At 68.8% G+C, this 25,245-nt stretch carries 20 protein-coding genes; 8 read left to right on the forward strand and 12 right to left on the reverse strand.

The window, feature by feature from the left end; all coding sequences use genetic code 11:
• Positions 1–33 precede the first annotated feature (33 nt).
• The gene (hflX, locus tag GBRO_RS10995) at positions 34–1,509 is read left to right on the forward strand and encodes a GTPase HflX (protein WP_041919857.1); all 1,476 of its coding nucleotides are present in this window, start codon (positions 34–36) and stop codon (positions 1,507–1,509) included.
• 61 nt (positions 1,510–1,570) lie between these two features.
• Here the strand turns inward: hflX and GBRO_RS11000 are convergent, their stop codons facing one another.
• The 4 genes from GBRO_RS11000 to GBRO_RS11015 all read right to left on the reverse strand — a co-directional run bounded on the left by GBRO_RS11000 (position 1,571) and on the right by GBRO_RS11015 (position 5,910).
• Positions 1,571–1,831 (reverse strand): HPr family phosphocarrier protein, encoded by a 261-nt coding sequence (locus GBRO_RS11000; RefSeq protein WP_012834019.1) that lies wholly within the window; start codon positions 1,829–1,831, stop codon positions 1,571–1,573.
• Positions 1,832–1,944: 113 nt separating this feature from the next.
• On the reverse strand, positions 1,945–4,044 hold the full coding sequence (locus tag GBRO_RS11005) for a PTS fructose transporter subunit IIABC (protein WP_012834020.1): 2,100 nt from the start codon (positions 4,042–4,044) through the stop codon (positions 1,945–1,947).
• A gap of 133 nt (positions 4,045–4,177) precedes the next feature.
• Positions 4,178–5,143 carry a 1-phosphofructokinase family hexose kinase gene (locus GBRO_RS11010; protein ID WP_012834021.1) on the reverse strand — a complete coding sequence of 322 codons (966 nt, stop codon included), beginning with the start codon at positions 5,141–5,143 and terminating at the stop codon, positions 4,178–4,180.
• Complete coding sequence (locus GBRO_RS11015; RefSeq protein ID WP_012834022.1) at positions 5,140–5,910, reverse strand: DeoR/GlpR family DNA-binding transcription regulator; 771 nt, start codon at positions 5,908–5,910, stop codon at positions 5,140–5,142. The genes GBRO_RS11010 and GBRO_RS11015 overlap by 4 nt, the downstream gene beginning before the upstream one ends.
• A gap of 340 nt (positions 5,911–6,250) precedes the next feature.
• Between GBRO_RS11015 and GBRO_RS11020 the strand changes: the two genes are divergently transcribed.
• Entirely contained in the window at positions 6,251–7,966 is a 1,716-nt protein-coding gene (locus GBRO_RS11020) for a putative PEP-binding protein (protein WP_012834023.1), read from the forward strand.
• A gap of 44 nt (positions 7,967–8,010) precedes the next feature.
• Here the strand turns inward: GBRO_RS11020 and lexA are convergent, their stop codons facing one another.
• Positions 8,011–8,712 carry a transcriptional repressor LexA gene (gene lexA, locus GBRO_RS11025; RefSeq protein ID WP_012834024.1) on the reverse strand — a complete coding sequence of 234 codons (702 nt, stop codon included), beginning with the start codon at positions 8,710–8,712 and terminating at the stop codon, positions 8,011–8,013.
• Between the two features lie 379 nt (positions 8,713–9,091).
• Here lexA and GBRO_RS11030 point away from each other — a divergent pair, with 379 nt between their 5' ends.
• Together GBRO_RS11030 and nrdR are read left to right on the forward strand one after the other, a co-directional pair.
• Positions 9,092–9,703 carry a LysM peptidoglycan-binding domain-containing protein gene (locus tag GBRO_RS11030; protein WP_012834026.1) on the forward strand — a complete coding sequence of 204 codons (612 nt, stop codon included), beginning with the start codon at positions 9,092–9,094 and terminating at the stop codon, positions 9,701–9,703.
• Between the two features lie 100 nt (positions 9,704–9,803).
• Entirely contained in the window at positions 9,804–10,316 is a 513-nt protein-coding gene (gene nrdR / locus GBRO_RS11035) for a transcriptional regulator NrdR (protein ID WP_012834027.1), read from the forward strand.
• Here the strand turns inward: nrdR and hrpA are convergent.
• Positions 10,290–14,264: an ATP-dependent RNA helicase HrpA gene (gene hrpA, locus GBRO_RS11040; protein WP_012834028.1), complete on the reverse strand. Its 3,975-nt coding sequence runs from the start codon at positions 14,262–14,264 to the stop codon at positions 10,290–10,292. The two genes, nrdR and hrpA, sit on opposite strands and share 27 nt — an antisense overlap.
• Before the next feature lie 76 nt (positions 14,265–14,340).
• Here hrpA and GBRO_RS11045 point away from each other — a divergent pair, with 76 nt between their 5' ends.
• Positions 14,341–15,585 carry an aminotransferase family protein gene (locus tag GBRO_RS11045; RefSeq protein ID WP_012834029.1) on the forward strand — a complete coding sequence of 415 codons (1,245 nt, stop codon included), beginning with the start codon at positions 14,341–14,343 and terminating at the stop codon, positions 15,583–15,585.
• Between the two features lie 13 nt (positions 15,586–15,598).
• Here the strand turns inward: GBRO_RS11045 and GBRO_RS26945 are convergent, their stop codons facing one another.
• The 3 genes from GBRO_RS26945 to GBRO_RS11060 form a co-directional block, all read right to left on the reverse strand.
• Positions 15,599–16,558 carry a DUF4190 domain-containing protein gene (locus GBRO_RS26945; protein ID WP_223374024.1) on the reverse strand — a complete coding sequence of 320 codons (960 nt, stop codon included), beginning with the start codon at positions 16,556–16,558 and terminating at the stop codon, positions 15,599–15,601.
• Positions 16,559–16,711: 153 nt separating this feature from the next.
• Entirely contained in the window at positions 16,712–17,245 is a 534-nt protein-coding gene (locus tag GBRO_RS11055) for a carboxymuconolactone decarboxylase family protein (RefSeq protein ID WP_012834031.1), read from the reverse strand.
• Between the two features lie 11 nt (positions 17,246–17,256).
• The gene (locus GBRO_RS11060) at positions 17,257–17,844 is read right to left on the reverse strand and encodes a peroxiredoxin (RefSeq protein ID WP_012834032.1); all 588 of its coding nucleotides are present in this window, start codon (positions 17,842–17,844) and stop codon (positions 17,257–17,259) included.
• 125 nt (positions 17,845–17,969) lie between these two features.
• Here GBRO_RS11060 and GBRO_RS11065 point away from each other — a divergent pair, with 125 nt between their 5' ends.
• Complete coding sequence (locus GBRO_RS11065) at positions 17,970–18,911, forward strand: hydrogen peroxide-inducible genes activator (protein WP_012834033.1); 942 nt, start codon at positions 17,970–17,972, stop codon at positions 18,909–18,911.
• A 71-nt stretch (positions 18,912–18,982) separates the two neighbouring features.
• Here GBRO_RS11065 and GBRO_RS11070 read toward each other — a convergent pair whose 3' ends face one another.
• Complete coding sequence (locus GBRO_RS11070) at positions 18,983–21,115, reverse strand: DEAD/DEAH box helicase (protein WP_012834034.1); 2,133 nt, start codon at positions 21,113–21,115, stop codon at positions 18,983–18,985.
• Entirely contained in the window at positions 21,112–22,140 is a 1,029-nt protein-coding gene (locus tag GBRO_RS11075) for a PAC2 family protein (protein WP_012834035.1), read from the reverse strand. The genes GBRO_RS11070 and GBRO_RS11075 overlap by 4 nt, the downstream gene beginning before the upstream one ends.
• A 256-nt stretch (positions 22,141–22,396) precedes the next feature.
• On the opposite strand from GBRO_RS11075, the gene GBRO_RS11080 reads away from it, so the two are divergent.
• Together GBRO_RS11080 and GBRO_RS11085 are read left to right on the forward strand one after the other, a co-directional pair.
• Positions 22,397–23,107: a hypothetical protein gene (locus tag GBRO_RS11080; protein WP_223374026.1), complete on the forward strand. Its 711-nt coding sequence runs from the start codon at positions 22,397–22,399 to the stop codon at positions 23,105–23,107.
• A gap of 116 nt (positions 23,108–23,223) precedes the next feature.
• Entirely contained in the window at positions 23,224–24,312 is a 1,089-nt protein-coding gene (locus GBRO_RS11085; RefSeq protein ID WP_012834037.1) for a DUF4192 domain-containing protein, read from the forward strand.
• Positions 24,313–24,337: 25 nt separating this feature from the next.
• On the opposite strand, the gene GBRO_RS11090 is transcribed toward GBRO_RS11085, so the two are convergent.
• The gene (locus GBRO_RS11090; RefSeq protein WP_012834038.1) at positions 24,338–25,021 is read right to left on the reverse strand and encodes a metal-dependent transcriptional regulator; all 684 of its coding nucleotides are present in this window, start codon (positions 25,019–25,021) and stop codon (positions 24,338–24,340) included.
• Positions 25,022–25,245 lie beyond the last annotated feature (224 nt).

The following is a 25,245-nucleotide window of genomic DNA, read 5'->3' on the forward strand; positions in this document are numbered from 1 at the left end:
GCCTGGTCGGCCACGTGCCATGATGGGTCCTGTATGACCGAATCAGCAGCACATATGTCCCCCGAGATCGACGAGCCGCCACAGTCCGTTGACGACTGGCTCGACGATCATCCCCAGTCCGCGCCGACCACCGGCGAACTCCAACTGTCCGAGCGTGCCTCTCTGCAGCGTGTCGCCGGTCTGTCCACCGAACTCACCGACGTCACCGAGGTCGAGTACCGGCAGCTTCGTCTTGAGCGGGTGGTGCTCGTCGGGGTGTGGACCGAGGGCAGCGCCGCCGCGGCGCGCGCCAACATGGTGGAACTCGCCGCGCTCGCCGAGACCGCCGGCTCGCAGGTCCTCGAAGCACTCATCCAGCGGCGCGGCAAACCCGACCCGGCCACCTACATCGGCTCGGGCAAGGCCGAGGAACTGCGCGAGGTGGTCCTGGCCACCGGAGCCGACACGGTGATCTGCGACGGTGAGCTCACACCCGCCCAACTGACCGCGCTGGAGAAGGTCGTCAAGGTGAAGGTGATCGACCGTACGGCCCTGATCCTGGACATCTTCGCTCAGCACGCCACGTCTCGGGAGGGTAAGGCGCAGGTGTCGCTGGCCCAGATGGAGTACATGATGCCGCGCCTGCGCGGCTGGGGTGAGTCCATGTCCCGGCAGGCCGGTGGTCGCGCGGGCAGCAACGGTGGGGTGGGCCTGCGCGGTCCGGGTGAGACCAAGATCGAGACCGACCGCAGGCGCATCCGCGAGCGAATGGCCAAGCTGCGCCGTGAGATCCGCGGGATGAAGAAGGCGCGCACCACCAAGCGCGCGGCCCGGCGTCGGACCGAGATCCCGGCGATCACCGTCGCCGGTTACACCAACGCGGGCAAGTCGAGTCTCGTCAACGCGATGACCGGTTCCGGTGTGCTCGTGCAGGATGCGCTGTTCGCGACGCTGGATCCCACGACGCGCCGCGCCACCCTCGACGACGGTCGCGCGGTGGTGTTCACCGACACCGTCGGGTTCGTGCGGCATCTGCCGACCCAGCTCGTCGAGGCGTTCCGGTCCACGCTCGAGGAGGTCGTCGACGCCGATCTGCTCCTGCATGTGGTCGACGGATCGGATCCGTTTCCCGCCGAACAGATCGCGGCCGTGCGCCGGGTGGTCAACGAGATCGTCGCCGAGGAGAAGGCCGACGCACCGCCGGAGATGCTGGTGATCAACAAGATCGACGCGATCGACGCCACGCGGCTCACCGAGTTGCGTGGTGCGCTCGGCGCCGACGCGGTCTTCGTCTCCGCGCGCACCGGTGAGGGACTGCCGGAATTGTTCGATCGAATCCGCGAGTTCGTCGGCCGATCCGACGTGGAACTGACCATCGCCGTGCCCTTTTCGCGCGGCGACATCATCTCGCGCATCCACCGGGAGGGTGAGGTCCTCGCCACCGACCATCACGCGGACGGCACCACGATGCGGGTTCGCGTGCCGTCGGCCTTCGCCGGCGAATTGGCACCACTGACCGTCGACCCCTGATCGCACGACCACAAGAGCCGGCCACCTGAGGGTGACCGGCTCTTGTGCTGCGATGAGGTGGTTACTCGGCGTCGAGGTCGCTCTCGACCAGCTTCACGATCGTGTCCAGCGTGGACTGGTCGTCGGCGGTCACCACCACCTTGGTGCCCTTCTCCGCGCCGAGGGTCATGATCATCAGGGCCGACCCGGCGTCCACCGGGTCGCCGCCCTCGAGGGCCAGGGTCACCGGCGACCCGGCCTCGGCCGCGGCCTCGGCGATGATGGTGGCCGGCCGGGCGTGCAGACCGACGGCCGATCCGACGGTGGCGGTGGTACTGGGCATGTGGGTCACTCCTTCAGGTGGAACGGACTAACGGTTGGGATTCACTGCTGTTGTCGTCTTGCGCACCACTCTGCCAAGTTCGGCGCCGCGGTGACGGGATTCGAGCAGACGTGTCACGCCGCGACGGCGTCGTAGGCCGGCACCTCGAGGGCGTCGCGGCTGCGATGCCACTGCTTGGCGGCGACCACCAGGACGGCCGAGAGCACGGTGCCGGCCACCAGGGACACCAGGAACAGCAGCCAGTTGTTCATCGTGAAGAACACGAAGATGCCGCCGTGCGGGGCTCGCTGGGTCACTCCGAAGGCCATGATCAAGGCACCCGACAGCGCGCCGCCCGCCATCATCGAGGGAATGACCCGCAGCGGATCGACCGCGGCGAACGGGATGGCGCCCTCGGAGATGAACGAGGCGCCGAGCAGCCATGCCGCCTTGCCGTTCTCGCGCTCGGGCTCGGTGAAGAGGCCCGGACGCAGCACGGTGGCCAGCGCCATCGCCAGGGGCGGGACCATCCCCGCGCACATCACGGCGGCCATGATCTCGAGCTGAGCGGTCGAACCGACCGCCAGACCGGTGGTGGCGAACAGATACGCGGCCTTGTTGACCGGTCCACCGAGGTCGAAGCACATCATGAGTCCCAGGACGACGCCGAGGATGACCGCCGAGCCGCCGGACATGCTGTTGAGGCCGTCGGTCATCTTCTCGGTGACCCACGCCAGCGGCTTCCCGAGCAACATGTACAACACGACACCGATGATCAGGCTGCCCAGAAGCGGGATGATGACCACCGGCATCAGGCCACGTGCCCACTGGGGCAACGGAAGTCGGGAGATCCACAGACAGACGACGCCGGCGATCAGACCACCGATCAGGCCGCCGATGAAGCTGGCCCCGACCTGAACCGACACGAGTCCGGCGACGAAACCGGGGGCGATACCGGGCCGGTCGGCGATCGCGAACGAGATGTAGCCGGCCAGCGCCGGGACGAGCATGCTCATCGCCAGACCTCCGACCGCGAAGAGCACCGCTCCGATGTACTGGCCGAGACCGCCGGCCGGCAGGTCCCACAGGCTGTTGTGCAGGGCGATGAACTGTCCGTCGTTGAGGGCTTTGTCCGGATCGAGGGTCTTGTTCGCGATCTCGTAGCCGCCGAGGAACGGCAGGAACGCAAGCGCGATCAGCAGACCACCCGCCGCGACGAACGGGATCATGTAGCTCACACCGGTCATCAATGCCTGCTGCAACTGCTTGCCCAGTCCGACGCCACCTTCCGGTGCGTCGCTCGCCGCACCGTCGCCGTCGCCGGCGGTGACCACGGCCGCGTGGGGATTCGTGGCTGCGGCAACGGCTTCGGCAATCATCGCATCGGGTTCGTTGATCGCACGCTTGACGCCGGAGGCGATCACCGGCTTGCCGTGGAAGCGTTCCTTGCCCTTCACCCCGACATCGGTGGCGAAGATGACGGCGTCGGCGTCGGCAATCGTGTCCCGGGTGAACGGGGTGGTGGCCGACGACCCCTGGGTCTCCACCGCGAACTCCACACCGGCCCGTTCGGCGGCGTACTTGAGTGCGTCGGCCGCCATGTAGGTGTGGGCGATGCCGGTGGGGCAGGCGGTGATCGCGACGATCCGTGGCCGGTCGCCGGTCGCGGCGCCCTCGCCGGGGGTACCGCCGGCGGGTGCCGCCTTGGTCGTCGTTGTCGCCGTCGCGGTGGCGGCGGTCGCGGCCTCGGTGGTGGCCGGGGAGGTGGCGGGCTTGGCCTGCGGATCGATGGCCTCGTTGACCAGTTCGATGACAGCGGCGTCGCTGGGGGCGGCGCGCAGCGCGGAGACGAAGTCCGGGCGCACGAGTGCGCGGGCCAGCGAACTGAGCAGCTTCATGTGCTCACTCGCCCCGCCCTCGGGGGCGGCGATGAGGAACACCAGGTCGGCGGGACCGTCCGGGGCGCCGAAGTCGACCTTCTGTGACAACCGGGCCATCGCGAGGCTGGCATCGGTGACCGAGGCGGCGCGGGCGTGCGGGATGGCGATGCCGCCGGGCAGACCGGTCGCCGACTTGGCTTCCCGGTCGAGGGCGCCGCGGGTGAGTTCGGCCGGGTCGCTGGTGCGCCCGGCGGCGCCGAGGGAGTCGGCGAGGTAGGTGATGACGGCGGCCGGGTCGTTGCCGGCGTCGACATCGAGGCTCACCGTCGCCTCGGAGATGATCTGTTCTGCCATGGGGGTTCCTTCGGGTGACTTCCTGCGTTGTTCGGGTCGGGGTTGTTCGGGGTGGGGTTGTTCGTGGGTCGGGGTCGTTCGGGTGGTCGGGGATCGGGTCGGGAGGGTCGTGGATGCGGTCCGTGCGCGTGCGTCAGGTCACTCGGGTGGCTCCGGTCAGCTCGGTGATCCGCACGCCGGCCAGATCGAGCTGGTCGGGAGTGGGAGCCTGCGTCCCGGCGAGCGCAGCCGCCGCCGAGCCGTAGGCGACGGCACTACGCAGACGTTCGGGTGCCGACAGATCGCGGCTCTGCGCGATCAGGTAGCCGGCCAGCGACGAGTCGCCCGCGCCGACGGTGCTGCGCGGGACGATCGGCGGCGGGGTGGCGAACCACGACCCGTCGGGGGTGGTCAGGATCGCGCCGGTCGCGCCGAGCGTCGCGAGTACGGCACCGCCGGTGCGGTCGACGATGCTGCGGGCGGCGTCGACGATGGGCCCGAATCGACCCTCGGCGGCCGACCTGCGCAGCGCGGCGGCGTCGGCTCCGGTCACTTCGGCGAGCTCATCCTCGTTGGGCTTGAGGAGATCCACCCGCCCGAGGGCCGCGGCATGTAGCGGGGCCCCGGAGGTGTCCACGGCGATACGGCAACCGACGTCGGCGAGGCCGTCGACGAGGCGTCGATACCAGTCCACCGGCATACCGGGTGGCAACGATCCGCACAGGGTCACCCAGCTCGCACCGGCGGCATGGCGCTCGACGAGGTCGGTGAATGCGACCAGCTGTGCGTCGGTGAGTTGCTGCCCGGGGGCGTTGAGTTTGGTGGTGGTGCCGTCGGGTTCGGCGATGGTGATGTTGGAACGGATCTCGCCGTCGACGGCGACCGTCTCATACGGCAGGTCCACCGCGTCGAGGGCACGCAGCAGCGGGTCGCCGTCGCGTGCGGGAAGCAGTGCGCGAGTGGCGATTCCGGCCTCCGCGATCACGCGGGAGACATTGATGCCCTTCCCGCCCGCCTCGGACCGGGTCGCGGTGGCCCGCTGGACCTCGCCGCGCTCGAGACGACTGGGCATCTCCAGCGTGCGGTCGAGGCTGGGATTGGGTGTGACGGTGAGGATCATGCGATCACCACATCGATCCCGCGGGCCGAGAGCGCCGCCGAGAAGGTGGGGTCGACCCCGGAATCGGTGATCAGCACGTCGACGTCGTCGAGGTCGGCGAACCCGGACAGGTCCTCGCGGTTCATCTTCGACGAGTCGGCGAGCACCACGACCCGCTGGGCGACCCGCACCATCGCCGACTTGACCGCCGCCTCGTCGGGATCCGGCGTCGAGAGGCCATGTGCCTCGCTGATGCCGTTGGCGCCGACGAAGGCGGTCGACACCCGCAGCCGCTCGAGGGCCGCGACGGTCTCAGCTCCCACGGTGGCTTGCGTCAGCCCGCGCACACGCCCGCCGATGGCGTGCAGACTCGCCGAGTTCTGGGCGGCCAGCAGACTCGCGATCGGCAGGCTGTTGGTGATGAGGGTGAGCCGACGGTCACGGGGGAGGGCGACCGCGGCCTGGTAGGTGGTGGTGCCGGCATCGAAGAACACCGACCCGCCGTCGGGTGGCAGGAACCGAACCGCAGTGCGCCCGATCGCTGCCTTCTCGTCGGTCTGGGTGACCTCGCGCTCGTCGATGCCGCGTTCCCCGATGACCCGCATCACGCCGGCGCGGACCGCTCCGCCGTGGACCCGTTGCAGGTGTCCGGCGCGTTCGAGGGCGGCGAGGTCGCGGCGCACCGTCTCACTGGTGACCTCGAATCTGGTGGCCAGCGCGGCGACCGACGCACGGCCGTTGGCGCGCACCTGCTCGGCTATCGCCTGCTGTCGTTCTTCGGCGTACAACACCGCTCCGATCTGTGCTGGAACCGTCTGCGCTCTGGCTTCGATTGTGTGGGAACTTCGATGTGTGTTGGAACTTCGATTGCGTGGGAAAGTGTGGCATTGCTTGTGGGTTCATCTTTGTTTACGCCTGTTTGCGTTGACAAGTCAAGCATTTCTTGTAACTTTGATCACGGGCGTTGAAATCGGCGAGCACCAGTCACACACGACCGGGTGGTCGCCACCGGCGCGACCGTGATCACCTGGATGGGACGCGCCGGCCTGTTGTGCACACGCGACCGGGAGGTCGTATGAGGCGCCGGCACGGCGCGCCGGACGAGACGACGATCGAGAGGGGTCCTCAGTGACCGAGACACTGGCGGGGTCGACATTGCAGGGCACACCGGTCGTCGGAGGGTTGGCCTATGGGCCGGCCATCTGGCCGGGTGAGCGGCCGTCCCACGACCCGGAGACCCTGGGCGTGGGCACCGAGGTCGCCGAGGCCGATCGGGAATCGGAGATCGGACGGTTCACCGACGCCGCCGGCGTCGTCGCGGGACGCCTGCGCGACCGAGCGTCACATAGTTCCGGCGCGGCGGCGGAGGTGCTGGCGGCCACCGCCGGCCTCGCCGAGGACCGCGGCTGGATCGGCGCGGCATCCGGATTGATCCGCAAGGGCGCAACGGCACCCGCTGCGGCGGCCGCGGCCACCGAGCAGTTCGCGACCATGTTCACCAAGCTCGGCGGGTTGATGGCCGAACGCGTCACCGACCTCAACGACGTGCGAGACCGCGTTCTCGCCGAACTGCTCGGGCTGCCCGAGCCGGGGGTCCCGGAACCCACCGAGCCGTCGGTTCTGCTGGCCGACGACCTCGCGCCCGCGGACACCGCAGGACTCGATCCGTCGACCACCGTCGCACTCGTCACCCGCTTCGGCGGACCGACCAGCCACACCGCCATCATCGCTCGTCAGCTCGGAATCCCCTGTGTGGTGGCCGTTTCCGGTCTCTCCGAGGTTCAGGCCGGTACCCCCGTCCTGGTCGACGGCAACCGCGGCACCCTGGCTATCGAGCCCGACGAGGCCTCGGCACGCGCTCAGGTCGAGGCGAGTAGACGGCATGCGCAGGCGGTGTCGGGATGGCAGGGCCCCGGCCGGACCGCGGACGGACACGAGGTCTCGGTCCTGGCCAACGTCGCCGACGGGGCATCGGCCCGCACGGCCACGAAATATCCGGTCGAGGGAATCGGGCTGTTCCGCACCGAACTCGCCTTTCTCGACCGCGCCGATGAGCCCTCGGTGGACGAGCAGGCCCGCATCTACGGTGAGGTGCTCGAGGCCTTCGCCGGCAAGAAGGTGGTGGTGCGCAGTCTCGACGCCGGTTCGGACAAGCCACTGAAGTTCGTCAACCACAAGGACGAGGCGAATCCCGCCCTCGGTGTGCGCGGCGACCGCATCGCGATCGAGAATCCCGACATTCGCGCCCACCAGCTCGATGCCATCGCCCAGGCAGCGGCCGCACTCAACACCACGCCGTGGGTGATGGCACCGATGATCGCTAGTCCCCGGGAGGCGGCGGCCTTTGCCGCGGAGGTTCGCGGCCGGGGCATGGTGCCCGGCGTGATGGTGGAGATCCCGGCAGCGGCCATCCTGGCCCACGCCATCCTGGCCGAGGTGGACTTCGTGTCGATCGGCACCAACGATCTGACGCAGTACACGATGGCCGCCGACCGGATGTCGGCCGACCTCGCCGCCCTGACCGATCCCTGGCAACCGGCCGTACTCAAACTCATCGAGAGTGTCGCGACCGCCGGTCAGGAGCTCGGCAAGTCGGTGGGGGTCTGCGGCGAGGCCGCCGCCGACCCGAACCTGGCATGCGTGCTCACCGGACTCGGGGTGACCTCCCTGTCGAGCGCGCCGGTCGCCGCAGCCGGCGTGGGCGCACGATTGGCCGAGGTCACCCTGGACGATTGCCGCGCGGCGGCCGCGGCCGCGCTGGCCACCGCCGACCCCGGCGATGCGCGTGCGGCCGCGGCCGAGGTGCTCGACGCCGCCGCGACACGGCACGCGACCGCGGTCTGACCGGTGTGACCGATCAGACCCGCGCGAGGTGAACTGCGTCGGATCTACACGCGGCGCATGACCGTGACGACCTTGCCGAGAATGGCGGCGTCGTCGCCGGGGATCGGCTGGAAGTGCTCGTTGTGCGGCATCAGCCAGATGTGGCCGTCCTTGCGCTTGAAGGTCTTCACCGTGGCCTCGCCGTCGATCATGGCGGCGACGATGTCGCCGTTGTCGGCGACGTTCTGCTGACGCACGACCACCCAGTCCCCGTCGCAGATGGCGGCGTCGATCATCGACTCGCCCACCACGCGCAGCAGGAACAGGGATCCGTCCCCGACGAGCTCACGCGGGAGCGGGAAGACATCTTCGACGGCCTCCTCGGCGAGGATCGGTCCACCGGCGGCGATCCGCCCGAGGACGGGTACGAACGTCGGTGTGGGCAGGTTCTCGGCCGACGGTGCGGGCTCGGATTCCTGGACGTTGACCGCGCGCGGGCGGTTGTGGTCCCGCTTGAGCAGGCCCTTGCGCTCGAGGGTGCGCAACTGATGCGCCACCGAGGAAGTGGACGTGAGGCCCACCGCGTCGCCGATCTCGCGGATGCTCGGCGGATATCCGCGCTCGCGCACGGACTTTCGGATCACGTCGAGCACCCCCCGCTGACGCGGGGTCAGCGACGCCTCGGCGACGATCGGATCGGCGGGGGTGGTGTCCTGATCGCGATCGGCGCCGCGGGCGCCGGTGCGCTTCGGCCGTGAGTCGCTCATCTGGTTGATTCCTCTCTCTGGCCGCCGCGGTGCGGCGGGATGACATGCCGGTGGTGGACCGCCGGGGGCGGCCATTTGTCGGTACCGGCCGGCAGGGTGTGGCTGTGCTCTTCGTCGGCGGGCTTCTGACTGGTGTCCATCGCGCTGATCTGAATGTCGCCGGTCTCCGTTTCGCTGTCTGTGGCCGAGCCTAGCGGAGTGTTCGGACATCTTCAAACATCTGTTCGACGTGTCGCGAGACATTGTCGGAGGCGCGTGGTACAACTCGAACATCAGTTCATCGAACACGTGGGCGACGTCGATCACGGGTCCGATGACTGCCGACAGACCATCCCAGATGGTCGTCCCACCAGGGACGATCCCGAGTTCGGAGGCCACCATGAGCATCGCCACCATGAGCCCGCGCACCGTCGGTTCGTCGCGAGTCGAGCGCGCTACTCGTCCTGATGTTCCCCTGCGGACACCGTCCGCACCGAGTGTCACGACGCCTGATCCGACCAGCCGGCGTCCGGCCACCCACCCGCGCAGCACCCCGCGTCGAACCGCCCGGCCGGCGCCGGACGCGGCGGGGCGCACCCGCCGTCCGGCGGGGCGCACCGACCGGCCCGCGGACCTGACCGCGGCAGGAGTCGGTGCGGGCGGCACACGGTGCGCTCAGCCCGTCGGGCATCGCGGCGGGCGCACGCCCATCAGCGGTATCCACGCCCGTCGGCGTGCCACCGCGGTCGGCGTCCTCGTCGGGGTGGCGCTCGCGGTGACCGTCTGGGTGATCGGCATCGTCGGCAACAACTACGCCGATTCGGTGTCCCCGCAACCGGTCAGCACGCAGGTCGTCCACGTGCGGGCCGGGGATTCGTTGAGCAGCATCGCCGCCCGGGTGGCCCCGGACATGCCGCGTCAGACGGTCATCGACGAGATCGTCGAGCTGAATGACATGCCGTCCAGCGGACTTCGGGTCGGGCAGCCGCTGCTCACCCCCGCATACCGTTGATCGACGGGCGGTATCCTCGATGACACAGGGACCGGTCGGGAACCGACCCGGCGTGCGCATCGCATGTGCCGGCGCGTCCCGCGACAGGCGTGAGGAACAGATGCGCTGCCCCTTCTGCAAGAACGAGGACACCAAGGTCATCGACTCACGTGTCGCCGACGAGGGGCAGGCGATCCGGCGGCGCCGCGCATGCGCCGAATGCGGTCGCCGGTTCTCGACGGTCGAGAGTGCGGTGCTCGCGGTGGTCAAACGCAACGGTGTCACCGAGCCGTTCAGTCGCGAGAAGGTGATGCGCGGGGTTCGGCGGGCATGTCAGGGCCGTGAGGTCGGCGACGACGACCTCGCTCAGCTGGCACAGCAGGTGGAGGACGCCGTACGGGCCAGTGGCTCGGCCGAGATCCCCAGTAACGAGGTGGGTTTGGCGATCCTCGGACCGCTGCGGGACCTCGACGAGGTGGCGTACCTGCGGTTTGCGTCGGTGTATCGCTCCTTCGACTCGCTCGACGACTTCCAGCGCGAGATCGACGATCTGCAAGGCCGCACGGCCGACTCGGCGCAGGACGCCTCGGCGCATCCCGATCCGGTGTCAGCCGAGTCGGTCCAGAGTTCGTAGCGCGCGCTTCTCGGATACCGGATATGCGGTGCCGAGCCGCTGGGCGAAGACACCGACCCGCAATTCCTCGACGAGCCATTGGGCTTCCTCGTTGACCGCGTCGCGCCGGTTCTCGGGAACCTGGGCCAGGCGCTGATTCCAGCGCTGCGTCACGCGATCGATGATGGCCACGCCGGCCCGGTCCCGGTCGGCAGATGCCGGCAGGCCCTCGAGCCGGGTCTGCGCACCCAGCAGATAGCGACCGAGTTCAGCGAGGTGACGTCGCGGGGTGGCGCGGACGAAGCCGTCGAAGATCAGATGGTCGAGTTGCTCGGCGACGTCGTCGGCGGCCACCGATCCGGCATGCCGGTCGATGAGCGTGCGTAATGGTGCAACGGCACGCAGGGCGTCGACGGCCAGCGCGAAGTACTCGGGGGCCGCGGTGGACACCAGCGGACGCAGTTCGTCACGCAGTGCGTGAAAATCCTCCGGGGTGCGGATCGCGGCGATGGCGGGACGCTGCGCCGCGAGATCACGGATGGCGCGGCGGGTGCAGTCGGCGAACAGGTCCTCGCCGTGCCGATATGGGCTCTGGCTCAACGCGAGTCGCCCCCCGGCGTCGAGGCCGCCGACGATCTTCTTCGTCAGTGGCGGTATCGCGATCTCGAGCAGGGTGGTGACGGCCCCGCCCACCAGCCGGTCCCGCGATTCGGGGTTCGACGCGTCGGTCCGGGTGACGCCCCGGGCACGTCCCTGCGCATCGAGCACCGATTCGAGTGCGGGATAGCGGGTGAGTTGCTGGCCCGCGACCCGCATCCGTGTGTGGTCGCCGAGCGTGCCGATGCCGTCCGAGGTCCAGGCGGTGTACACCTGGCGCTGCGGTGCTCGGTGGGAGTCGGTATCCGAGTGTCGGTGTTGCAGATCGGCCAGGGAGTCGTCGGTGTCCACGATCCTTCCGGAGGCATCGGCGAGTGCGAAGTGCACTCGAAGGTGCGCCGGTAGGCGATCGGTGTCGAAGTCGCCCGCCGACACGGTCATCGAGGTGATCGCGGACAGTTCGCGGGACAGGCCGGTGATGATCGGTTCGGCGCGGGGAGTGAGCCGCGACAGCGCGAGGTCGGCGAAACGTTGGGCGGGTGACATCGACTTGCGCAGGTGTTTCGGCAGGGTCTTGACCAGGGCGGTGGCGAGCTCGGACCGAAAGCCGGGCACCGACCAGTCGAATCCGGCCGAACGGACATGGGCGAGAAGCGGTTCGGGGATGACCACGGTGACCCCGTCGTCGGCGGCGGTGGGATCGAACCGGTAGCGCAACTCGAATCGGGTGTCTCCCTGCTGCCAGGCGCCGGGGAAGTCCGTGTCGGCGACGGCGATGTCGGTGACCACGTCGTCGGGGGTCAGATCGAGCAGGTCCGGCTGTGTTCGCCGCGTCTTCTTCCACCAGGTGTCGAAGTGGCGGGCCGAGGTGACCTCGGCACCCACCCGCTGATCGTAGAAGTCGAAGAGCTGATCCTCGGTGATCACCAAACCCTTTCGGCGAACCTTGTGTTCGACGTCGGCCGCCGCCTCGAGCAGAGCGCGATTGCGGGCGAAGAAGGCGTGCTGGGTGTGCCAGTCGCCCTCGACGAGAGCATGCCGGAGGAACAGTTCTCGCGACGTCTCCGGATCGATGCGCCCGTAGTCCACACGACGCCGGGCCACCAACGGCACCCCGTAGAGCGTCACCCGCTCGTAGGCCATCGCCGCGCCGCGCCGCGCCGACCAGTGCGGCTCGCTGTAGGTGCGCTTGGCGAGCGGACCGGCGAGTTTCTCGGCCCACAGCGGATCGATGCCGGCGACGGTGTGCGCGAAAAGCCGTGAGGTCTCCAGAATCTCGGCCGCCATGAGGAACGATGGCGGCTTCTTGGCCAGCCCCGAGCCGGGAAAGATCATCAGGGTGGTGTTGCGCGCGCCGGTGAACTCGCGTCCCTCGGCGTTGCGGGCGGCGATGTTGCTCAGGAGGCCGGAGAGGACGGCCCGGTGGATCGCGTCGGCGTCGCGTTCGGTGCGCGCGGTCGACCAGTCGAGGTTGCCGACGATCTCCCGCAGCTGCCGGGTGAGGTCGCGCCACTCCCGGATACGCAGGTAATGCAGGTACTCACGTTCACACATCCGGCGGAACTGATTGCCGGACAATTCGGTTCGCTTCTCTTCGAGATACGACCACAATTCGAGGTAGGACAGGAAATCCGAGTTGGGTACCGCGAAACGCCGGTGCGCGGCATCGGCCGCCTCACGGTGGTCGGATGGGCGTTCGCGGACGTCGGGCAGCGAGAGGGCCGCGGCGAGCACGACGAGATGATCGAGACAGCCGAGTTCGTGGCCCGCGATGAGCATGCGGGCGATCCGCGGGTCGACGGGCAGGCGGGCCATCGAGCGTCCGACCGCGGTGAGCCGGGGCAGACCGCTCTGTCCATCCGGCATCTCGATGGCGCCGAGTTCGGTCAGCACGGCGATACCGTCGCGGATCGCCCGCGGGTCGGGGGGGGCGACAAAGGGGAAGTCGGCGATGTCGCCGAGGCGCAGCGAGGTCATCTGCAGGATCACCGCGGCCAGATTGGTGCGCAGGATCTCCGGGTCGGTGAAGGCCGGGCGGGCGTCGAAGTCCTCTTCGCTGTAGAGCCGGATGCAGATACCCGGCGCCACCCGGCCGCAGCGGCCGGCGCGCTGGCGGGCGCTGGCCTGTGAGATCGGTTCGATCGGAAGGCGATTGACCTTGGTGCGGGTCGAGTAGCGGCTGATGCGGGCGGTCCCGGAATCCACGACATAGCGGATTCCCGGCACGGTCACCGAGGTCTCGGCGACGTTGGTGGCCAGGACGATGCGCCGGCCGTCCGACGGCGCGAACACGCGCTGCTGATCGGCCACCGACAGCCGCGCGTACAGCGGCACGATCTCGGCACCCGCGGATGCTCTGCGACGCAAGGTATCCGCGGCGTCGCGGATGTCACGTTCGGTGGGCAGGAACACGAGGACGTCACCGCGCCCGGTCGACCACAGCTCGTCGATGGCGGCGTCGATGCCCTGGAACAGATCGAGATCGGCGTGTTCGCCGCCGCCGAGGTCGTCGCCGTGGTCGGGGCTCTCACGCAACGTCAGGGCCCGGTACCGGACGTCGACGGGATAGGTGCGTCCGGAGACCTCGAGGATCGGGACCTCGCCGGCCGGTGTGCTGAAATGCCGGGCGAACCGCTCGGGTTCGATGGTGGCCGAGGTGATGATGACCTTGAGGTCGGGGCGACGGGGTAGCAGCCGGCGCAGATAGCCGAGGATGAAGTCGATGTTCAGACTGCGTTCGTGGGCCTCGTCGATGATCAGGGTGTCGTAGCGACGCAGCAGCGGATCCGTGCCGATCTCGCGGAGCAGGATGCCATCGGTCATCACCCGGATCAGGGAGTCGGCGCTTGAGCGGTCGGTGAACCGCACCGAATATCCGACGACATCCCCGAGTGTCGTCTCGGTCTCGTCGGCGATGCGGCGCGCGACGGAACTCGCCGCGATCCGACGTGGCTGGGTGTGTCCGATCATTCCGCGGACACCACGGCCGAGCCCCAGGCAGATCTTGGGCAGCTGGGTGGTCTTGCCCGAGCCGGTCTCGCCCGCGATCACCACCACCTGGTGGTCCCGGATGGCCTCGGCGATCTCGGTGCGTGCCGCCGAGACCGGCAGCTCCGGTGGAAAGGTGAGGGTGGGGACGGATGCCGTGCGCTTCGCCACGCGGCGGTGTGCTGCGGCCACATCGGCTCGCAGGCGCCGCCAGGGTTCGCTGTCAGGGGACTCGCCGGCCGAGGCGGTGGGTTTGTCCGAGCCGACGAGCTTGTCGAGGCGTCGGCGCAGACGGTGCTCGTCGGAGATCGTCAGCGTCGCCATCGACGATCTGAGCTCGGCCGCATCATCGCGATGGGCGGGATCGGTGCGGTCGGCGGACATGAGTGTCCAGGATAGTGAGGCCCGCATTCGTGGTGTGGTGGCGGCACCCGGACCGGTGCTCCGGCATGATGTGGGCATGGCTGACGCGTTGTGGCATGGTTTCGCCGACATGGGTGCGGTGTCCGGCAGTGGACCGTTCGTCGTGGTCCGCGGCGAGGGGACCCGGATCTGGGATCGGGACGGCAATCGGTATCTCGATGCGACGGCCGGACTGTGGTTCACCAACGTCGGTCACGGACGCACCGAGATCGGAACCGCGGTGGCCGATCAGCTGTCCCGGCTGGCCCACTATTCCGGTTTCGGCGATTTCACCTCCGACGTGACGCTCGAACTCGCCGAACGTCTGGCCCAGATCGCGCCGGTGCCCGGCAGCAAGGTGTTCTTCACCTCGGGCGGCAGCGACTCGGTGGACAGCGCGGCCAAACTGGCCCGCCGGTACTGGCACGAACGAGGTCGGCCGGAGAAGGAGATCATCGTCGGCCGCACCAAGGCCTACCACGGAATGCATGTGGCGGGTACCGCGCTGGCCGGTATCCCGCTCAACCGCGAGGGGTACGGCGAGCTGATGCCGTCGGCGGAGACCGTCGAGTGGGACAACGCGAAGAGCCTGCTCGGACTGATCGAGCGACTGGGGGCCGAGCGGATCGCCGCGTTCTTCTGCGAGCCGATCATCGGCGCGGGCGGTATCTACCTTCCCCCGGAGGGATATCTGCGCGAGGTGCGCGACATCTGCCGCGAGCACGACGTTCTCTTCGTCGCCGACGAGGTGGTGACCGGCTTCGGCCGCATCGGTGGCGAATCGTGGTTCGCCTCGTCGCGGTTCGGGCTGGAACCGGACATGATGACCACCGCCAAGGGACTCACGTCCGGGTATGTGCCGATGGGTGCGGTGTTCATCGCCCCGCACATCGCCGAGCCGTTCTTCTCCGGCGGCGTCTGGTGGCGGCACGGGTACACCTACGGCGGCCACGCGGGTGCCGCCGCGGGCGCGATGGCCAACCTCGACATCATCGAGCGCGAAGGGCTCCTCGCCGAGGCGGACCGGCTCGAGTCCGATCTCGCCGCGGCTCTCGCGCCGCTCGCCGAACTGGACTCGGTGAGTGAGGTACGGACCGGACTCGGTGCGGTCTCGGCGGTGCAACTCGCCGATCCGACCGCCGCCGTCGGCATGATCTCGCGCCTACGTGAGCACGGGGTGAGCGGCCGCGCGGCCGGGCAGGGCGCGCTTCAGATCTCCCCGGCCTTCGTGATGACCACCGAGGAGGTCGGCGAGCTGGCCGACCGGATGCGGGCAGCCCTGAGCGGGCGCGCCGCCGGCTGAGCGGGGCAGCGACTCAGAGCCGGTTCAGACACAGGACGACGGTGCCGGAGTAGTAGGCGGACGGCCCGATCTGCACCCAGTTGCCGTCGCAGTCGCCGGTGTTGTCGGTGCGCCGGTAGACACGGTCGGTGGCCGCGCTCGAATCGCACGCCGTGCGATAGAAGGTGGTGAGCTGACTCCCGTTGGCCTCCCGGTGGATGCAGGCCCCCACGTCGGTGGTGCGGATCTCGTTGGCGATGGTGTCCGTCGGATCGGGCGAGTAGCCGGGTGGCGTGGTCACCCCCGACTCGGTGGTCGACGGGTAGGAGTACGTCGGTGACGTCGTGGTGGTCTCGGTGGTCGTGGTCTCGGTCGTCTCGGTGGTCGTGGTCTCGGTGGTCGTCGATTCGCCTGCCGCGGTTGTCGTTTCGTCGTTGTTCGAGCCGAAGGTGCCGGTCACCACGAGGACAGCGGCCACCACTCCCACGACGGTGAACAGATACCCGATGACGAGAGCCGTGATCGCAACCGGCCGGCCCTGCTGGTGGTTACGGCGGATCTCCGAGAGGGAGAAGTGACCGAGGACGATCCCGACCGGCGCGACGATGAAGGCCGCGATGAGCGCGGCGATCGCGAGGCCGTTGGTGCCGGCAGGCTGACCACCATACGGCGACTGGCCACCATGCGGCGGCTGACCGCCATACGGTGGCTGGCTGCCGTACGGTGGCTGGCTGCCGTACGGTGGTTGACCGCCGAACGTGGGGCCGCCGTACGGGTCGGTACCGTAACCGGCCTGCCCGGGCTGCGGAGTGATCGGCCCGGCCGCCGTCTGCCCGTACGGGTCCGGTTGTTGCGGCCACGACGGCGAGCCATACGGGTCTTGCGGGCCGCCTGGCGGGCTGCCCTGGGGCCGGCGCGGATCATGCGGATCGTAGGGCTGATTCACAGTGCCATCCTCTCCCTGCAGCGGCGCCGCTTCCCAGCGATCGTCCAAGTGTCGCATTGTACTGCGGCGCACGGGTGTCCATCGGCCGGCGGACACCGGTGGCAGCACCGGGTCGACCGACGACGATGCCCCGGCCCTCGACAGGCGAGGACCGGGGCATCGGGGTCGGCGGGCAGCGCGAAAGCTACGAGGAAGGATCCCTCACACGCCGGCGAGCACCTCGGTGGTGGTGAGCGCCTGGGCGACACCGGCGACGATCGAGGCGACCTTGAGAGCCTCGAGGATCGCCTCCCGGTCGACACCGGCTTCACGCAGCGTGTTCTCGTGCGCGGCCACGCAGTGGCCGCAGCCGTTGATCGAGGACACGGCGAAGGACCACAACTCGAACAGCGCCTTGTCCACCCCCGGGTTGCCGATGATGTTCATCCGCAGACCCGGGCGCAGATCGTCGTAGCGGCCGTCGAGGAAGCCGCGGCCGCGGTAGAAGACGTTGTTCATTCCCATGATCGACGCGGCGCCGAGCGCGGCGTTGTAGGTCTGCGCCGACAGGGTGTCGGCTGCCTCGTCGGCGATCTCGCTGAGCACCTTGGCATTACGGGTGGCGGCGGCGGTGGCCAGCAGGGCGCCCCACAGCTGCTCCTCGGTCAGCGCGGTGGTCCGGCTGATCGAGGAGAGATTGAGCTTGAGGTCCTTGGCGTACTCGGGAAGTGCTTCCTTGAGATTGTCGATACTCATGTGTTCCTTCCTCAGACGCTCGCGGTGAGAAGCTCACCTGCGTCGATGGTGGGGTCGCCCTTGCGCCAGTTGCAGGCGCACAGCTCGTCGGACTGCAGGGCGTCGAGGACGCGCAGGACCTCGTCGACGTTGCGGCCGACCGATCCGGCGGTCACCGAGACGAACTGGATCTCGTTGTTGGGGTCGACGATGAAGGTGGCGCGGTCGGCCACCCCGTCGGCGTTGAGGACACCTGCCGCAGAGGCGAGTTCACGCTTGAGGTCCGACAGCATCGGGAACGGCAGCGTCTTGAGGTCCTCGTGCTGGGCCCGCCACTGGAAGTGGACGAACTCGTTGTCCACCGATGCGCCGAGCACCTGTGCGTCACGATCGGCGAATTCGTCGTTGAGCTTGCCGAAAGCAGCGATCTCGGTGGGGCACACGAAGGTGAAGTCCTTGGGCCAGAAGAAGATGATGCGCCACTTGCCGGGATGGTCGTCACTGGAGACGGTGGTGAAGTAGTCGTCGGGCTGGGATGCATTCACTTTCGAGAGATCCCCGCCGATCACGGCCGTGAGGTTGTAGGCCGGGAATTGATCTCCGATGGTGAGCAGTGCCATGGGTTTTCGCTCCTTGCATGTGTTGGTCGTCACGCGCGCGAAATCGTTACGTGTTCCTGACATGCACCATCGTGCCGGAATCTGGGCTAAAGCGAAACGTGATGAGTAGCACTACACTCATAGGCATGACCGATCGAACTTATCAACCGTCACCGGCCGGTATCCGTGCCTTCGTGGCACTGGCTCGCCGACTCCACTTCGGAACGGCTGCAGCGGATCTGGGGGTGAGCCAGCCCTCGCTCTCGCAGGCACTCGCGGCCCTCGAGGCCGGTCTCGGGGTGACCCTGATCGAGCGCACCACACGACGCGTCTTCGTCACACCGGAGGGGCAGCGGTTGTTGCCGCAGGCGATGGCCGCCATCGAGGCGATCGACGCCTTCGTGGCCGAGGCGAGCGGTGGGGGCGGCGCGCTGAGCGGGACCCTGCGCCTCGGTCTGATCCCCACCGTCGCACCCTACGTGTTGCCGACGGTGTTACGCGGGCTTGCCGAGCGGCGTCCGGAACTCAGCCTGCGCGTCGTCGAGGATCAGACCGCGCGACTCGTCGAGCAGCTACGCGAGGGCAGTCTCGATGTCGCGGTGCTCGCGCTGCCCGCCGAGGTGCCGGGCATGGTCGAGATCCCCATGTACAGCGAGGATTTCGTGCTGGCGCTGCCGGCCGACCATCAGCTGGCCGGTCGTCGTCGGGTGGACCCGGCCGCGCTCGCCGATCTGCCACTGTTGCTGTTGGACGAGGGGCATTGTCTGCGGGATCAGGCGCTCGAGGTGTGCCGCCTGGCCGGCATACGACCCGACCTGGGGCACACCCGCGCGGCGTCGCTGGCGACGGCGGTGCACTGTGTGACCGGCGGTCTGGGCGTCACACTGATACCGCAGACGGCTGTGGCATCGGAAACGGCGAGCGGGGGGCTGGCGACCGCGACCTTCGCCAACCCGCGGCCGGGACGTCGGATCGGGCTGGTCTTCCGGGCCTCGGCACGACGGGAGGAGGCCTACCGCGAATTGGCCGCCATCATCGCCGAAGTGGTCGCGGCTGGGTGTGACGTCCGTCGGGAAGCGGTGAGCTGACCGCGCTTTCGTGCTCTCGCCGGACTGAGGTCTCGTCAGTCTCCGATCCTGCAGGTTCAGATCTCGCAGGGTCAGTCCCCGGCGGACGCGGCCGGCGAGGACGACTGGGCGGCAAGGGCTTCCCACTCGTCGACGAGGCTGGAGTCCACCTCACGTACCATCGTGCCGAGGTGCGCAATGACCTCGGTCAGCTCGTCGGTGAGTACCGAGGTCGGGATTCCTTGTCGCAGAACGCGATAGCAGTCCGAGAGGTAGCGCAGCACCACACCTTCGCTGCGGGCGAGTCCGTAGGAGGAGATGAACTCGGTGAAGGTCATCGCCCGTTCGAGCATCTCGCGCAGGACCGACTTGGGTGACGGGGGTGTGGCACCCACCCACGGATGTCCGGCCCGGTACACCTCGAAGGCGTAGCCGATCTCCTCGGCCAGGGGTTGCGGCCAGGTGATCTCCTCGAGTCGCGCCATCCGTTCCTCATACTCCACACCGTCGGCCTTCATCTCCGCGATCGCCTTGTCGCGCGCCACTTTTCGTTGGGCGAGCAACACCGGACGCGGGTCCTCGAGAGTCGATTCGAGCACCGAGACCACCTCGAGGGTGTGATGGGGAGAGTCCGGGTCGAGGATCTCGAAGGCGGCGAGAGCGAACGCGGACAGCGGATTGGTGAGAGCGAAGTTCGCCGGCATGTCCACGCTCAGGGCCACGTGACGGCCGGCGTCGTCGGGTTCGGGTAGGGCCACCACGATCCCGGCGTCCCGCAGTCCGCGGTACAGAGCGATGGTGTGCCGGATGTGCCGGAGCTGCCGATCGCGGGGTTCGTGATTGGTCTCGAGTAGATGACGCAGCGCCGCGAAGCAGTCGCCGGGCCGTGCGAGCACTTCGAGGAGCATCGCGATGGTCATCCGGAAGTGCGACCGCAGCGGTTCGTCGGGCGCCTCGATCAGCGCGGTGAACGTCTTCTCGCCCCACGACACGAAACCCTCCGGCGGCTTCTTGCGGACGATCTTGCGGAGTTTCTTGGGGTCATCGCCCGCCTTGGCCAGCGCACGTGCGTTCTCCACGTCGTGCTCGGGGGCCTGGGCCACCACGTAGCCGATCGAATCGAAGCCCGCACGGCCGGCGCGGCCGGCGATCTGGTGGAACTCGCGGGCCCGCAGTCGGCGCACCCGATGACCGTCGTACTTGCTGAGCCCCGCGAACAACACCGTCCGGATGGGCACGTTGATCCCGACGCCGAGGGTGTCGGTGCCGGCGATCACCTGCAGCAACCCTTGTTGGGCAAGGCGTTCCACGAGTCGGCGGTAGCGCGGCAGCATGCCGGCGTGGTGTACACCGATACCTGCGCGCACCAACCTGGACAGGCTGTTACCGAAGCCGGTGTGGAACCGGAAGTCACCGATCGCGGCGGCGATGGCGGCGCGTTCCTCCTTGTCGCAGATCGGTACCGACAGCAGGGCCTGGGCTCGTTCGACGGCGGCCGCCTGGGTGAAGTGCACGACGTACACCGGCGCCCGGCCCCGGGTCACGAGATCGGAGATGGTCTCGTGGATCGGGGTCATCGCGTAGGAGTGTTCGAGGGGAACCGGACGGTGGGTGCCGGTGATCGCGGCCGTCGGCCGGCCGGTGCGGCGCCGGAGGTCGTCGACGAAGAAGGTGACGTCGCCGAGGGTTGCCGACATCAGTAAAAACTGGGTGTGGGGGAGCTCGATGAGCGGGACCTGCCATGCCCAGCCGCGATCGGACTCGCCGTAGTAGTGGAATTCGTCGGCGACCAGCGTGCCGATGTCGCTGTCGGGTCCGTCGGCCAGGGCGAGGTTCGCGACGATCTCCGCCGTCGCGCAGATGATGGGAGCATCGGGATTGACGGCCGCGTCGCCGGTCAACAGCCCGACCTCGTCGGCGCCGAACAGGGCGCACAGGTCGAAGAATTTCTCGCTGACCAGTGCCTTGATGGGCGCGGTGTAGAACGCACGCTCACCCCGGCACCGGGCGAAGTAGATCGCGCCCGCCGCGACGAGCGACTTACCCGAGCCGGTCGGGGTGGCGAGGATGACATGGCTGCCGGCGATCAGCTCGAGCAGCGACTCTTCCTGATGTTCGTACAGCTCGAGCCCACGATCGGTCCACCAGGATGTGAACCGGGACAGGGCTTCGTCGTCATCGGCGACGGGGGTCAGCACCGTGCCGGGTGCCGGGGTACCGATCACATCGGAGATGGGGGACCCCCGACACCACCGTGCCCGCCCGGGCCGTCACCGCCGGAGCCGTCACCGCCGGGGTTGTTGTGCCCGTCGGTGTCCTCGCCGCCCTGCCGGATCTGCTCGGCGAGGAAACGCTCGAGCTCGGCGCCGAGTTCGTCGCCGCTGGGCAGTTCCTCCTCGGCGGCCAGCAGGGAGGCACGCTCCTGTTGCGCCTGGGTGAACGAGTCGTACTGGGTCTCGAGAGCCGCGACCACCGACTCGATCTCCTCGTTGCCGGAGACCTCGTTGTCGATCTGACCACGAACCTTTTCCGCGGCACTCTCGAGCGCCGCGGTCGGCAGGTCGAGACCTGTGAGTTCGCTGACCGCTGCGAGCAGACGAGCCGAGGCGGCGGGGTAGTTGGTCTGTGCCAGATAGTGCGGCACGTGCACCGACAGACCTGCGGCCCGGTAATGGTGCTGGCCCATCCGCAGCTCGAGCAGCATGGACGCGCTTGCCGGGAGCTTCATGGCCGATCCCCAGCGCGGGAGGTCACCGAGGGCGTCGGGGTCGCTGCCGTGCGCCGTGATGGACGGCGGCCGGGTGTGCGGCACGGCCATCGGGATGGCGTTGAGCCCGACGACGTCGGTCACGCCGAAATGATCCGACAGGCGCCGGACGGCGTCGACGAACTGTTCCCAGCGCAGATCCGGCTCGGACCCGGACAGCAGCAGAAAACCGCGGCCGGCGTTGTCCCGGATGGCGTGCATGGTGAGCTCGGGCATCGCGACTTCGGTGAAGGTCTCGCCGCTGAAGGTGATGGTCGGGCGGCGGGAGCGGTAATCCATCAGCTCGTCGGAGTTGAAGGTGGCCAGGAGTTGAGAATCCAGGCTGTCCCGTAGATGTGTGGCGGCCAGCGCGACGGCGTGTCCGGCGTCGGCGAATCCCTCGAGTGCATGGATCAGGACGGGGCCGCTCTCGCCGCTGCCGAGCTGGGGCGCCGGAAAGGCGAGTTCGTAGAGGTGATCGTCCCCCTGTGGGCGCTCGTCCATCTCCGCCCTCCTTTCGGCGTTCGGTGGTGCATTACGTCGGTGACCCGGCCGGGCCGGTCGAGTCGTCTGCATCTCATTGTCCCGCACAGACCCGCCCGGGGGCCAATCACCCCATTCTCTGGGCGGTGGCAGCGGGGACATGACGTGCGAGACGGACGTGATCTACAACCACCTGCGGTCACTGGTGATTCCCGTCGTGTGCCACCGGAGTGTCGGTCGGGCCCGCGGGCCGCGGTCTTTGGCACAGTAGGCGGTTGTGAGCAGACAGTTCGGGCGGCGACGTGCCGGCGGCACACGACGGTGTACTCGCCGACGAGGCGCACCGCCGGTGGCGCTGGCGCTGGCCGCGGGCATGTGCCTGCTGCTGGCCGCGTGTTCGACGGACGGACAGCCGACCGCCGGGATGCCGGACCTCGCCGGTCGAGCCGTCGCGGCACAGGATTTCCCGGCCGGCACTGCGAGTCGCGTTCCCGACCCGGCCGTCGCCGGCGCCCTCGCCGACATCACCGGGGCATCGCGCACGGCGCTCCCCGAGCGGTGCGCCCCACCGCCGGTGATCGCCGGTGGGGCGGTGGTGCAGGTCGGTCCGGGCGGACAGGACCGCACCACGTATACGGCCGCGGTGGCCTACGCCGGCGAGCACACCCTCGACGAACTGCGTGCACAGCTCGACGGGTGCACCACGTGGACCACCGGCACCGCGACGGCGGCCACGACGGTCCGCGCCGAGGTGCTGCCCGCGCCGCCGGCGCCCGATGGGGTGTCCACCCTGGCGCTGCGACGCACCATGGAAACCGGCGGCACGCCGAACGCGCTGATCACCAGCACCGTCACCCTCATCGGGGAACGCGACGGTATCCGGGTGTACGTCGAGTACCGGTGGCCCTCCTCGGGTCCGTTGCCGCCGGCGGCCGGCACTGCCCTCGACGGACTGTTCGACAAGGCGATCGCTGCCGCCTTCGGCTGAGCACCCCGGGCCCGGCGGGCCCGCTGACCTGTGGACGCACGCCCACCTGTGCACAACCCCGGGGTCCCGGAGCCCGACGGGCCGGAACGGGGGTTCGGCGACCCGATGATGACGACATGTCATCACCGTCACCCACCTCATCCGGCGCGCGTCTCGACGCCACCGCCCTCCTGACCGCCATCCCGGCCCTGCTCGGGTTCGTCCCGGAACGATCCATCATCGTCGTCGCCGTGGGACCCGATCGCACCATCCGCGCGACGATGCGGCACGATCTCGTCCTCGACGAGCGCGGCCGGCCACACGAGTCGCTGATCCGCGTCATCGAGAATCTGGGCACGATCGGTCGCGCTTATGGCGTAGGCGAGATGATCGCGATCATCGCCGACGACCGATTCGAGCCGTCCGATGCGCGATACCGCCGCGTGATGGCGATCATCGATCGTGCCTTCGGCGACGTCGGCGGTCTCCGGTTCGGCTTCGTGGCCAACGAGTTCGTCTGCGGCACACCGTGGTTGATCGTCTGGCGGCCCATCGGTGCGGTCTCCGGTTTCGTGCGCGTCCCGACCGCGGGTTCCGGTGTGCTCGACGACCCGCACACGTGCCCGACCGCCGTGGCCACTGCTGTGCGTACCGGTCGGCGGTTGTTGTCGAGCCGGTCGGAGATGCAGCAGATGTTGGAACCGGCGCCGCGCTGCGCCGGCTGCGGAGATCACCGCGCAGAATCCGATGATGAGCGCCAGCCGAGCGACCCCGCCGACCGAGAAGCCATGCTGGCGCTCATCGTGGACTGTGCCGGACCGGTGGCGCCGCGACTGGACTGCGCCACCCTCGAGAACCTCGAACGCGCGATCACCGACCTCCGGGTACGGGATGCCGCCCTGGCGCTCGCGGTGACCGACCTGCGCGACGGGGCCGAACGGCTGTGGCGCGAGCTGACCAGGCGCCTTCGGGGGCGGGGGCGGGCGAGCGCGGCCACGTTGCTCGCGCATCTGCACTACATCGGCGGCGAGGGAGCATATGCGGGCGTCGCGCTCGACACCGCCCTGAGCGCCGAACCCACCTGGTACTTCGCCCAACTCCTCGACAGTGCGCTGCGGGCCGGGATGCGGCCGCAGATGCTATGGGAGATGATCGCCGATTCCTATCGCGCAGCGTCGGACCTGGGAGTTCGTATCCCGGAACCGACGCTGCGCGAAGTGGGGTGACTTAGTGGTCCCCACCGGACATTACTCAGACCTTCTCGACGAAAACCGAATGCGCCATCTCGTTGGACAGCGACAGTCCCTCATGCCCGGGGGTGTCGATGCTGACCGAGGTGGGATTGCATGTGACCGTCACCCGCGCGTTGGGTACCACACCGGCCTCCCGCAGCGTCGCGATGAGCTCGGCGTCGGACTGTGCGTGCTCGGACAGCCGCCGCACGATGACGGCGACCTTGTCACCCTGCGGGAGATCGGAGAGCCGGGTCGTCGCGGCGTCATTGGTCACCGGCTCGGCGCCGAGCGCCTCAAGGCCCGGGATCGGATTTCCGTAGGGCGAGGTCGTCGGATTCTTGAGAACGGTGAGCAGTCGACGCTCGACGTTCTCGCTCATCACGTGCTCCCAGCGGCATGCCTCTTCGTGGACCTCGTCCCACGGCATCCCGATGACGTCGACCAGCAGGCGTTCGGCGAGACGATGCTTGCGCATCACCGCGATCGCGAGCCCCCGGCCCTTGTCGGTGAGTTCGAGGTGGCGGTCACCGGCCACCCGGAGCAGTCCGTCGCGTTCCATGCGGGCCACCGTCTGTGACACCGTCGGTCCACTCTGCTCCAGCCGCTCGGCGATACGTGCCCGCAATGGCACGATGCCTTCCTCTTCGAGGTCGTAGATCGTCCGCAAGTACATCTCGGTGGTGTCAACCAGATCGTTCACTGTGCGCAGTCCCTTTCGTCCCTCCCAAGACTACCCTGACCAGCGGCGCGAACCGTTGTCCCGACACCCATGCGGAAAAGGATTGGCCGCGTGGCGCGATCACCGGTCCGTACGCGGGATTCCGGGCCCCTGACGCCGATACGAGACACTGGTGGTCCGTCTCGGAAATGTGTGACCAGTCTCCGGCGTTCGACCGGCGCCTGGCTGCGTTGTCGTCGATCACG

It is taken from the genome of Gordonia bronchialis DSM 43247 (genome assembly GCF_000024785.1).
Lineage (GTDB): Bacteria > Actinomycetota > Actinomycetes > Mycobacteriales > Mycobacteriaceae > Gordonia > Gordonia bronchialis.